This is a genomic window from Enterococcus sp. 125944 (assembly GCF_051909435.1).
Taxonomy (GTDB): Bacteria; Bacillota; Bacilli; order Lactobacillales; family Enterococcaceae; genus Enterococcus_D; species Enterococcus_D gallinarum.
The window spans coordinates 1-12,198 of record NZ_JBQASY010000021.1; the positions used below are offsets into that span (position 1 = coordinate 1).

Sequence of the window (12,198 nt, forward strand, 5' to 3'; positions counted from 1 at the left end):
ATTTCCTTCACTATCTTGATATTTCACAGTCACTGGAGCGGCATCTGAGCGATCATACACGTAGACCACTTCTTGCGCTGCCTCACTGAAAATTCCAGAGGCATTATCTGGCGTCTCTACTACATACCAACCAGGAATCTCTTTGGCTTCACTGGCATATGGTAACCCGACTTTTCCACTTAAGACAGTTGGCTCTGCTAATTGATTTCCTTCACTATCTTGATATTTCACAGTCACTGGAGCGGCATCTGAGCGATCATACACGTAGACCACTTCTTGCGCTGCCTCACTGAAAATTCCAGAGGCATTATCTGGTGTCTCTACTACATACCAACCAGGAATCTCTTTGGCTTCACTGGCATATGGTAACCCGACTTTTCCACTTAAGACAGTTGGCTCTGCTAATTGATTTCCTTCACTATCTTGATATTTCACAGTCACTGGAGCGGCATCTGAGCGATCATACACGTAGACCACTTCTTGCGCTGCCTCACTGAAAATTCCAGAGGCATTATCTGGTGTCTCTACTACATACCAACCAGGAATCTCTTTGGCTTCACTGGCATATGGTAACCCGACTTTTCCACTTAAGACAGTTGGCTCTGCTAATTGATTTCCTTCACTATCTTGATATTTCACAGTCACTGGAGCGGCATCTGAGCGATCATACACGTAGACCACTTCTTGCGCTGCCTCACTGAAAATTCCATAGGCATTATCTGGTGTCTCTACTACATACCAGCCTGGGATTTCTTTGGCTTCACTGGCATATGGTAATCCGACTTTGCCATTCAAAATCGTTGGGTCGCTTAATTCGTTGCCGTCTGTATCTTCATATTGGACCGTAACTGGTGCCGCATCTGAGCGATCATACACGTAGACCACTTCCTGCGCTTCTTCACTGAAAATTCCAGAGGCATTGGCTGGCGTCTCTACTACATACCAACCAGGAATCTCTTTGGCTTCACTGGCATATGGTAACCCGACTTTCCCACTTAGAATCGTTGGGTCGCTTAATTCGTTACCGTCTGTATCTTTATATTTGACTGTGACTGGTGCCGCATCGCTGCGATCGTAGATATACACCACTTCCTGCGCTTCCTCGCTGAAAATTCCAGAGGCATTGGCTGGCGTCTCTACTACATACCAACCTGGGATTTCTTTGGCTTCACTGGCATATGGCAATCCGACTTTGCCATTCAAAATCGTTGGGTCGCTTAACTCATTGCCGTCTGTATCTTTATATCTGACTGTGACTGGTGCCGCATCTGAACGCTCATAAACATAGACCACTTCTTGTGCTTCTTCAGTAAATACACCGACTGCATTATCTGGTATTTTGACCACGTTCCAGCCCGTGATCTCTTTCGGATTGCTTTCATAAGCCATACCGACTTTTCCACTTAAAACCGTTGGTTCACTCAGCTGTTCGCCTTCAGAATTCTGATACTTGACTGTTACAGGAGCTGCATCTATTAAATTGGGCTGCCAAACATACGTATCGGAGTCAGTTTCTCCATTGTAGTTTGCCATTAACTCGGAAGCCGACCAAATATTTAGCCCATTCGGGAAATCTATTGATCCTGTTCCAACATTGACCCATTTTCCTGTATAAATTTCTGATGAAATTGGACTAGGCAACATTGCATTTGTATAAAATGAAAATGACTGGCCTAATCTGATGATCTTCAACGATTGCATACCGCTAAACATAGAAGACATATTCGTTACCTTACTGGTATCGAAACTTGATATATCCAGACTAGAGACTCTATTTAAGCCCTGAAACATTCGATCCATATTCGTTACTTGGCTAGTATCAAAATTGCTTAGATCCATACTGAATGTATCGAGATCACTTCTTCTTAGGTTTGCGAACATCAAAGACATGTCCGTAACATTTCTCGTATCAAAATTGCTTAAATCAAATTTATCGATATTAATCACATTCGCGAACATCAAAGACATATTCGTTACATTTCTTGTATCAAAATTGGAGACGTCCAAACTAGTCAAATCGAACAGTCCATTGAACATCGCATACATATTAGTAACGTTACTTGTATCAAAGTTGGATACATCGAGCTTTGTTAACCCTCGAGTATTATTAAACATGCCAGACATATTCGTTACTCGGCTAGTATCCAGCTTGTCCAAGCCTTCTATTTCAGTAAGGTCAGTCCACGTACCGCCGGAGTTACCAAATAAATAAGAAGAATCCTCACCAGCAATAACATTCCCCTCGAACACAATTTTTTTAACCCTATACCGGGACCAAGGGTTAATCTCAGAAGTAGATCGGAATGTTCCAGATCCGATATGGAGAACTCCGTCATAAGTGATATACCAATCTGAAGTACCATAAGTTCCCGAGGCCATATTTTCAGTAGGATCTTCAGTAGTTTGATTCTCTATTGCATCTGTTTCATTTTGACTTCTAACTTCATTCTCACTTGAAGAAGAAGTCGATTCGTTCAGTTCGACAGGTTCTGAACTATCTGATTGACTAAGTTCACTGGGCTCTGTATTCCTTCCATCATTATCTTTCGTTGAATGAATGTGTTCATCCTTACTATCACGAGACATTAAAGTTTCTTCTTGTTCCACAGCGATCGTGCTCTCTACTGTATCCTGTATAGAAACAGTATCTTCAGTCACTGAATCAGCGCTAACAACCATTGTCCATGGCGCTTGATTTAACAACAAGCCTCCCAACAATAGTATCCTGCTACACTTTCCCATACCAAGTCATCCTTTCTCTTTTAGTCTTTCTCTTTAGTATCCATATTCCGATTATCATCAATGGATGTTATTACCTACATGTTTTGTATTGTCTCTGTGCTAAAGGTGTTTTGTTAATCAAACCATGCGCTTTACCTGCTGATTCGCTTTCAAGCTTTCAATAAGGTTCGATCTAAAGAATTTTCTTTAAAAAGTTGTTCCCAACCCTCAACTTCGACAAATGGATTTTCTGAGGCTTTCTATATGCATGTACCTTCTTCTAGTGCCAAAAATCTTCGTTTTTTAGATAATAGTTTCTCATTTAGACATTTTTTCGACAAAAATCTATAATTCAAGTTTTGTAAGACATTCGAAGTTTTCGGATGTCTATTTTCGTGTTGTCCCAAAAACGAAGGTTTTTGAGACAGATAGATTATTTTACATTCTCTGAATATATTACTATTCATCGCAGCTTTCTCTTAATCAACTATTTCTCCAGACAGTGAAATAGTTGATTTGCTTTTTACTCCAACCTTATCTACAGTTCCAAATCAAATCGCTTCGCCTATCCTTGCTTTTTTTGTTAAGATAAAGAAATAATGAGTAAGAATTTAGGTGATGATTTATGCGACTGTTGTTTTTCTTTTTCCTTTTCACATTTTTGATTGGATTTCTCTTCTATTTATTGACCCGTCGCACGATCGCCGAAGTCTATCATGAATTGACCGATAAGAACCGCTTCTTTCGAGGCATCAAAGCTTTCTTCATTGGAATTTATCGCATTTTGACTTCTGTTTAAAAAAAACTGTCCAACAACAGATCTCTTGATCGTTGCTGGACAGTTTTTTGTTTGATTCGTCTTCTATTTCAATGGTTTCCATTGCCAATCTTGGACTTCAGCAATGTCATAGCCATTCTCACGGATAAAGTCATGGTGATAGGCAACCGTCTCTGTCATTCGTTGCGCAAAGTCGGCAGCTTGTTCGCCATAGACCCACTCAGCGCCGTCTTTCGCTAAATGGAAGCGATCAAGTTCAGATAAGATCCGCATGTCAAATGGTGTGGTGATATCGCCATTTTCACGATAGCCATGAATATGCAGACGCTGATTCTTGCGGCCGAAGAAAATGTCCCGAATCAGTCCTTCATAGCCATGGAAAGCAAAAATGATTGGCTTGTCCTTAGTAAAGTAAGCCTCAAATTCTTCATCTGTCAATCCACGAGGATCGACATCCGGATGACGTAGTTTCAATAAATCAACAACATTGATAAAGCGGATTTTCAACTCTGGAAACGCCTCATTCAGCAGGCTTACAGCAGCGAGAGCTTCTAAATTTGGCTCTGTCCCTGCTGCAGCGATCACCAAATCAGGTTCTCCTTGGTCTGTTGAAGCCCAATCAATGATCTTTAAGCCGTCTTTTACCAATATCTCCGCTTCTTCTGCCGTATAAAACTGCGGCCGAGGATGTTTCGAAGAAACAATCAGATTGATCTGTTCTTCAGTTTGGAATGTTTCTGCCATTACAGCCATCAAGCTATTGGCATCTGCTGGTAGATAGACCCGTACGAATTCCGCTTTTTTCTCAGCGATATGTGTCATGATCCCTGGGTCTTGATGGGTATACCCATTATGGTCTTGCTGGAATACGGTTGAGGAAGCAATCAAATTCAATGACGGATAGGCATGGCGCCAAGGCAATTCTTTCGATTTACGCGTCCACTTAAAGTGCTGAGTGATCATGGAATCAACCACTCGCAAGAAAGATTCATAGCTAGCAAAAAAGCCATGACGCCCAGTTAAGACGTAGCCTTCTAGGAAGCCTTCTGCTTGATGCTCCGATAATTGGGAATCAATCACCCGTCCGGTAGCACTTAGCCATTCATCATAGTTTGGCTGTTTTGGTTCTAACCATTGGCGATTTGTCACTTCAAAAACATGGTTCAAACGATTGGATTTGGCTTCATCCGGATCAAAGATTCTAAAATTAGTCGGGTTTTCAACAATCAAATCCCGAGCAAACTTTCCGAACTCCATCATGTCTTGAGCAGTGGTTGAGCCAGGAACACCAATATCGATCGCATGCTGTCGCCAATCGGTGATTTTCAACGGTTGAGGATCGATTCCCCCGTTAGTGATGGGATTCATTGCCATCCGTTGCTGTCCTTTCGGCGCGAGTTCTTGAATCTCAGCCTTGATGCGGCCAGATTCATCAAAGAGTTCTTCTGGCTTATACGATTTCAGCCAATCGATTAGTGCATCCACGTGCTCCATCTGATGCGCATTGACTGGGATAGGTACTTGGTGGGCGCGAAAACCGCCTTCAATCGGCTCTCCCTCCCAAATTTTTGGTCCTGTCCATCCTTTAGGTGTGCGCACGATCAGAACAGGCCAGTGGGGCATGACTGCTTCATCAGCTTTTCCTTGACGAGCTTTGGTTTGAATCGCTTTGATCTGCTCAACGGCGCGGTCCAATGCTCTCGCCATTTGCGGATGAACAGTAGCAGGATCATCTCCCTCAACAAAATAAGGTGTCCAACCCATTCCTTCAAAATACTTGGTTAGGTCTTCATCCGATTTGCGAGCCAGAATCGTTGGATTAGAGATTTTAGCACCGTTCAGATGTAAGATCGGCAGAACAGCCCCATCATTTACCGGATTGATAAATGTATTAGAAAACCAGCTGCCCGCTAACGGACCGGTTTCAGCTTCGCCATCTCCAACCACAACAGCAGCGATCACATCAGGATTATCAAGGACTGCTCCTGTTCCATGCGCGATGGAATAACCTAGTTCGCCCCCTTCATGGATCGATCCTGGTGTTTCTGGTGCCGCATGGGAAGCAATTCCTCCTGGGAAGGAAAAAATTTTGAAAAGATGCTGCATCCCGGCCTCATCTTGGGTTACTTCTGGATAGATTTCCGTATAACTTCCATCCAGATAGGCATTCGAAACCATCACCTGACCTCCATGACCAGGTCCTTCAATGTAGAACATATTCAAATCATATTTATTGATGACACGATTCAAGTGGGTGTAGATAAAATTCTGACCAGCAATGGTGCCCCAGTGACCAATCGGATTGACTTTCAGATCTTTTTCTTCAATGGGCCGCCGTAACAGTGGATTGTCTTTCAAATAGATTTGTCCGACAGAAAGATAGTTGGCTGCCCGCCACCAAGCATTCATTTTGTCAAAATACTCTTGGGTATCAAATGTTGTCTCCATACTACTCCTCCTTGCTTTCTCTTAATTAAAAGTCTATGCGTCTCGATTTTAAAAGTCAATTTTGCTGATTGTACACCTTGCATCTCTCTTATGATTTGTCTGCTTCAGCACAAGAAAAAACAAGACCAGAGTTCCTCCCAACATGTTTCAGTATGAGAGGGTTTGGTCTTGTCAGTGTTGGCTCTTTTCTGTTGTCTTGTCTACTTTTTTAATAGCTACTTGATCGTCACATAGTCCAAACCAACGAGTTTTGCCCACGTCTCGATTTGATCTGACGTCAACGCTAATGAAACAACCGTATGATGTCCGCCTCCCGTTTCGATCCATTGTTTGACTCCTTGATGAAAGTCGGGACGAGGCGTCCACATCACGCGAGCCACCGGCAATTTAGGTGCGGCTTCTGTTGGCTCAAAAGCATCGACTTCATTGATCAATAATTTATAGTGAGTGCCAAAGTCGGCCATAGATACAACTACTCCTGCGCCACCTTGTCCGTCAAAGACTAATCGTGCTGGGTCTTCTCGATCCCCCATTGATAGCGGCGAAACGACGATTTTTGGTTTATTGACAGCCAATACTGGATCCACTTCCATCATATGCGACTGCAAGATGGCTTCTTTGCCTTCGGTCAACTCATAGGTATAGTCTTCCATAAAACCGGTTGCTTTATTATGTGCCATGATCTTCATAAGACGATCGATGGCTGCTGTTTTCCAGTCACCTTCACCAGCAAATCCGTATCCTTCCGCCATGAGTCGCTGTACAGCTAATCCTGGTAGCTGTTGCATGCCATAAAGATCTTCAAAGTTGGTCGTAAACGCACTATAGCCTCCTGCTTCTAAGAAACGGCGGATGCCGATTTCTTGTTTGACCTGTACTTTCACATGTGCTTCCCAGATTGCGGCTTCATAATCTCCCTGATCAAACTCATACAAATTATGGTATTCTTCAAACAAGTCATTGATCTCTTCATCGGTCACAGCATCGATTACTTGAACAAGATCACCAATGCCAAAGTAATCCACGGTCCAACCAAATTGGATTTGTGCTTCGACTTTGTCCCCTTCTGTTACCCCAACATTGCGCATGTTGTCGCCGAAACGAGCGACTTTGATAGCAAAACTTTCATTGTAAGCAACCGCCACATCCATCCAAGCTGCGATTTCTTTTTGGACCGTCTCTTTTTTCCAATAACCGACAACGATTTTGTTTTGTTTCTGCAAACGCGCATTGATAAAACCATATTCGCGATCCCCATGGGCTGCCTGATTCAAATTCATAAAGTCCATATCGATGGTCTCCCAAGGAATGCGTTCATTGTATTGAGTCGCCAAATGAAGCAATGGTTTTTGCAGCAGTTTCGTTCCCCGGATCCACATTTTTGCTGGTGAGAAGGTATGCATCCAAGTAATGACACCAGCTACTTCATCCCGATAATTGACTTCCTTCATGATCTTTGTAATCGTGTCCGCAGTGACTGCCAATTCTTGTAAAACGACTGGATAAGGCAGATTTCCACTGTCATTCAAGCGTTTGACCATTTCAGCTGTATGATCGCGGACTTCTTGCAAGGCTTCTTCCCCATATAAGTGCTGAGATCCTACAACGAACCAAAATTCTTTTTTACTGATTGCTAACATATTGTCTGCTCCTTCTTGATTAATTTTGCCCATAGTAGGCATCTTTGCCATGTTTTCGTAGATAATGCTTGTCAAGGATGCGCTGCGGCAGTTCCGGTGCATAACTATTGATCTGACGCGTCACAACGTTCATCTTTGCTACTTCTTCTAAAACGACTGCGTTCATGACTGCACTTTGAGCATCTTTGCCCCAAGTGAATGGACCATGTCCCTGCAGCAAGACGCCGGGAATCTCTAAAGGTTGGATACCGCGTTCCTGGAAAGTTTCAACAATCACGTTTCCAGTCTCTGCTTCATAACCACGGTCAATTTCTTCCTGTGTCAAAAAGCGCGCACAAGGGACACTGCCATAAAAGGTGTCAGCGTGGGTCGTGCCCATTGCCGGCAAATCAACTCCTGCCTGTGCCCAACTTGTTGCCCAAGTGGAGTGGGTATGGACGATGCCGCCAATTTCTGGAAACGCTCGATACAATACAGCGTGAGTAGGGGTATCAGAAGAAGGATTCATCTTTCCTTCAACAACGTTCCCCTCAAAATCGCAGACCACCATATCACTAGCTTGCATCGTTTCATAATCAACCCCACTAGGTTTGATCACAAATAGCTGCTGGCTGCGGTCAACGGCAGACACATTGCCCCAAGTGTATTTGATCAAGCCCTGTTTTGGCAGAGCTAAATTGGCTTGGAAGACGGCTTCTTTCAATTGTTCTAACAAATGACTCACCTCTATTTTTGTTTAAATCAATCCATCGATCGCTGCTTGCTCGATCGGCAGACCGTGTTGGTAGCGCTTAACAAACTCAGTAAAACCAACTATATCCTCAGGTAATGGCGCTAAAGTTGTCCCTTCTTTTCCTTGGAAAACTCTGGATAAAAAGACTGTAAGTGTTTCTTCTACCGATTTTTTTTTCATAAATGCTGCCAGTAAAGCGATGCCCCAAGCACCACCTTCTCCTGCTGTTTCCATCACCGTCACTGGTGCTTCCATCGCAGCAGCCAACACCCGCTGCGCAACAGTCGGAGTCTTGAAAATCCCTCCGTGTCCTACGATTCGGTCGATCTTGACTTGTTCTTTAGTTAGGATATCCATCCCGATCTTCATCGCACCAAACGCACTAAACAAATGGAGCCGCATAAAGTTTGCTAAAGTAAAGCGGCTTTCTGGGGAGCGAACAAACAATGGTCTACCAGCTGCTATTTTTGTAATATTCTCTCCTGAGTAATACCCATAAGACAACAACCCACCACAGTCAGGATCTCCTTTCAGTGCTTGGTTGAACAATGTCGTAAACAGAGCTTCTGTGCTCATTTCGACCCCTGCTGCTTCTACAAATTCCCGAAAAACTTTGACCCATGCATTGATCTCCGAAGTACAATTATTCGTATGAACCATGCCAACTAAATCTCCTGCTGGCGTTGTTACCAGATCAATTTCTGGATAGACTTTAGAGAGACCGCTTTCAAGAACGATCATAGCAAAAGCTGATGTTCCGGCAGAGACATTCCCACTCCTTTGCGCAACACTATTCGTCGCAACCATTCCGGTTCCCGCATCTCCTTCGGGTGGACAGAATGGAATACCCGGCAACAATGTTCCTGTTGGATCTAACCGCAAAGCACCTGCTGCCGACAAAGTGCCTGCTGCTTCACCAGCCACTAAGACTTTGGGCAAAATATCTGCTAACTGCCAAGGTAAATTTTCTGGAAGGATCAGATCATCAAACTGGGCCATCATCTGTCGATCATAGTCTTTTTGTAGGCTGTCGATTGGGAACATTCCCGAGGCATCCCCAATACCGATTACTTTTTCACCTGTCAGCTGCCAATGAACATAGCCCGCTAATGTCGTCAAAAAGTTGACTTCCGGTATATGCGCTTCTTGATTCAAAATGGCTTGGTACAGATGAGCGATACTCCAGCGTTGCGGAATATTGTATTGGAACAATTCAGTTAGAGCCTTTTCGGCTGCTTCTGTGCTGGCATTGCGCCAAGTGCGGAAAGGCACCAATAACTGATCATTCTCATCAAAAGCGAGATACCCATGCATCATAGCGGAAAAACCAATTGAACCAATTCTCGTCAAAGGTTCCCCGTATCGGGATTGAACAGAAGCTGCTAATGCTTGATAGCTTTCTTGGATTCCTTGCCAGACAGATGCCAAAGAATAGGTCCAGACACCATCTAATAACTGATTCTCCCACTCATAACTACCGGTTGCGATGGTTTGAAATTGCTCATCGATCAAGACAGCTTTAATTCTTGTGGATCCTAACTCGATTCCAAGTGCCGTGCGCCCTTCTTGAATCGCTTCACTTATTTGCTGCTCCATTTCTCTTCTCTCCTTTTGAATTTTGATATACATGAAATCACGAATGGCTCATGACGGAGCCGCGAACAATCAATTCTGGCTCATAATAAAACGTTTCTTCCAACGTAGTTCCTGAGGTGACCCATTGTGCCGCTAAAATCCCCATCTCTTCCTTTGGGTGAGCCAGTGTGGTTATTCCTGGTGAAGTCAATGTACTTAAAGGTGAATCATCATTTCCTACAATTGAATAATCTTCTGGTACACGCTTTCCATTGGCTTCTAATTGCTGGATCAACCCATGTGCAATTTCATCGTTATAACAGACGATTCCAGTGATCTCATTCGATTGGTTCAACCGGTCAATCGCTTGTGCAATGACAGCCTCTTTGGTTTCTGTGGTATAAGTCACGACATCTTCAGCAGCAAATGTTTTCTTTGCTTGTTCCAAAGCTTTGACAAAACCTTTCATCCGATATTTCCCTTGTAAATCATCAATTTTAGTGATCAGCATCAAGTGTTGATGCTGCTGTTCCAATAAATAATTCGTGGCTAGATAGCCTGAACGAGTGTCATTGACACAAATATGAGGCAGATCCAGTTCTTCATAGTAGGCATTGATCATCACTAGCGGAATCCCTGCTTCTTTCAATGCCATGTAGTAGGCCAAATTGGGATTGTATTGACTGCTCTTCGTCGGTTCAACGATTAAGCCATCTACTCCTTGGTCCATCATTTGTTGAAGGCAAGCTCGTTCTTGTTCATGGTCATTATTTGTTGATCCCAACAGCAAAGAATAGCCTTGTTCCCGCAATGTCTGCTCGACTCCGCGCATAATTGAAGGGAAGATATAATCCGACAGATACGTCATGATGATGCCAATCGTTTTATGGCTGCGTTGCGGAAGATTCTCAGGTTTTGAAACGTACGTACCAGATCCTCTTTCCTTACGTAAATAGCCTTCGTTTACTAGCAAAGCAATCGCTTGTCGCACGGTATGTCGGCTCAAATGATATTCTTCTTGTAATACAGCCTCCGAAGGAATCGTCATTCCTTCTTTATAGGTTCCTAAACGGATGTTTTCCCGTAATTCATTCGCAAGTTGTTCGTACTTCGTTGTCATATTAATCCCATCTTTTGAAAGTTGTCCGTACATATAGTATATTTAGAATGCGCTTTCTTGTCAATGTAATTTTGTAAAAATCAATTTTTTACCTGAAGCAGAAATATAATAGTCAGTGGCAGCCTCTGCTAAATGCACGATTCGATCAATTGCAACTGTTCAGAAAAGATGAATTGCTATACAATAAATGACAACGACAGCAAAGGAGGTTCTTCCTATTTTCTCTTTTAAAGATATTAAAGAAAATTACCCAAACGCTGCTTTGCATCCAGCAAAATCAACAGATCCAGGAATCGAATCGATTCCATTTGGTCAGAAATTCATCTGGCTGCCTACTGCCGATCTATCGGCAAAAGAAAGAATCATGCTGCAATTAGGCAGCGGTGCACTGTTTCCGGTAATCGACAACCGTTTTCGACCATGGTACCCGATTTTATTTGAACATCAGCCGATAAATGAGACCGGTGATTATCGTTTGTTGCAAGTGAAATTTACGAGTGGGATCGATTTATTGCAGACTGAGTGGCTGCAAGAGATCCAGCAAATGCTCCCCCATGTCGTCGACCTCTTTTTTGTTACCGAAGACAGTGCGTTGATTGTTGAACAGCGGGTTGGTGAGAACTTGCGCTTAGATGAACTGGATGGTTTATTTGTTGCTTTAGATATGGATTTTGACTGCTACTCGCATTTATTTGTAGGGCCGTTTCACCATTCGAGCCATGATTTCACACTTCTGCTGACTGAAGAAATGACTCTTTTTCAACAATTGACTCGACAAACCAATTTAAAAAGTTTGGATCTGGCTACATCTCTAATCCATTTGCTAAGCACTGCCGGTTCCGACTATCAACTATTATTTCGAACACTTTATCAGGATTGGTTTCAGGAAAGCGATCTTATCCATTTGATCGAGTCGCTGTGGAAAAATCAAGGAAATGCCAGTTCTACAGCCAAGTCACTCTTCATGCATCGCAATACACTACTTTATAAGATCGATAAATTCCAAAGTATGACTAATCTGAACTTAAAAGAAATGGATGATCTGCTGCTGTGCTATTTTCTTATCAAAAATTTCGCTCATCCAGCCGATTGAACAACTTGCACAAGAAAACGTTTTTTTTCTTGTGCATATTTCCGTTGCTGAATCAAAGCGTTTTCATTTATGATACAGGTGTAAACTAAA

Annotated in this window: 8 protein-coding genes; 2 read left to right on the forward strand and 6 right to left on the reverse strand. The window is 43.0% G+C overall.

What is annotated here, in order from left to right:
• Positions 1-2,742 (reverse strand): MucBP domain-containing protein (locus ACTFWY_RS15045; protein WP_439948512.1); only part of this gene is annotated, 2,742 nt, incomplete at its 3' end.
• 604 nt (positions 2,743-3,346) lie between these two features.
• On the opposite strand from ACTFWY_RS15045, the gene ACTFWY_RS15050 reads away from it, so the two are divergent.
• Complete coding sequence (locus tag ACTFWY_RS15050) at positions 3,347-3,520, forward strand: hypothetical protein (protein WP_005470142.1); 174 nt, start codon at positions 3,347-3,349, stop codon at positions 3,518-3,520.
• 63 nt (positions 3,521-3,583) lie between these two features.
• Here the strand turns inward: ACTFWY_RS15050 and ACTFWY_RS15055 are convergent, their stop codons facing one another.
• The 5 genes from ACTFWY_RS15055 to ACTFWY_RS15075 form a co-directional block, all read right to left on the reverse strand.
• Positions 3,584-5,947 carry a phosphoketolase family protein gene (locus ACTFWY_RS15055; protein WP_439926865.1) on the reverse strand — a complete coding sequence of 788 codons (2,364 nt, stop codon included), beginning with the start codon at positions 5,945-5,947 and terminating at the stop codon, positions 3,584-3,586.
• A gap of 215 nt (positions 5,948-6,162) precedes the next feature.
• Positions 6,163-7,587 (reverse strand): L-arabinose isomerase, encoded by a 1,425-nt coding sequence (araA, locus tag ACTFWY_RS15060; protein ID WP_137264624.1) that lies wholly within the window; start codon positions 7,585-7,587, stop codon positions 6,163-6,165.
• Positions 7,588-7,606: 19 nt separating this feature from the next.
• Entirely contained in the window at positions 7,607-8,302 is a 696-nt protein-coding gene (locus ACTFWY_RS15065; protein WP_137264616.1) for an L-ribulose-5-phosphate 4-epimerase, read from the reverse strand.
• 21 nt (positions 8,303-8,323) lie between these two features.
• Complete coding sequence (locus tag ACTFWY_RS15070; protein ID WP_041119874.1) at positions 8,324-9,916, reverse strand: xylulokinase; 1,593 nt, start codon at positions 9,914-9,916, stop codon at positions 8,324-8,326.
• A 37-nt stretch (positions 9,917-9,953) separates the two neighbouring features.
• On the reverse strand, positions 9,954-11,048 hold the full coding sequence (locus ACTFWY_RS15075) for a GntR family transcriptional regulator (RefSeq protein WP_003128184.1): 1,095 nt from the start codon (positions 11,046-11,048) through the stop codon (positions 9,954-9,956).
• A gap of 154 nt (positions 11,049-11,202) precedes the next feature.
• Here ACTFWY_RS15075 and ACTFWY_RS15080 point away from each other — a divergent pair, with 154 nt between their 5' ends.
• On the forward strand, positions 11,203-12,108 hold the full coding sequence (locus tag ACTFWY_RS15080; protein ID WP_137264617.1) for a helix-turn-helix domain-containing protein: 906 nt from the start codon (positions 11,203-11,205) through the stop codon (positions 12,106-12,108).
• Positions 12,109-12,198: the final 90 nt, after the last annotated feature.

What these genes read in the sequence shown, in the direction of transcription:
- araA (WP_137264624.1), bottom strand. Translation starts at nt 7,587, where the DNA reads ATGTTAGCAATCAGTAAAAAAGAATTTTGGTTCGTTGTAGGATCTCAG.
- ACTFWY_RS15070 (WP_041119874.1), bottom strand. Translation starts at nt 9,916, where the DNA reads ATGGAGCAGCAAATAAGTGAAGCGATTCAAGAAGGGCGCACGGCACTT.
- ACTFWY_RS15050 (WP_005470142.1), top strand. Translation starts at nt 3,347, where the DNA reads ATGCGACTGTTGTTTTTCTTTTTCCTTTTCACATTTTTGATTGGATTT.
- ACTFWY_RS15055 (WP_439926865.1), bottom strand. Translation starts at nt 5,947, where the DNA reads ATGGAGACAACATTTGATACCCAAGAGTATTTTGACAAAATGAATGCT.
- ACTFWY_RS15075 (WP_003128184.1), bottom strand. Translation starts at nt 11,048, where the DNA reads ATGTACGGACAACTTTCAAAAGATGGGATTAATATGACAACGAAGTAC.
- ACTFWY_RS15080 (WP_137264617.1), top strand. Translation starts at nt 11,203, where the DNA reads ATGACAACGACAGCAAAGGAGGTTCTTCCTATTTTCTCTTTTAAAGAT.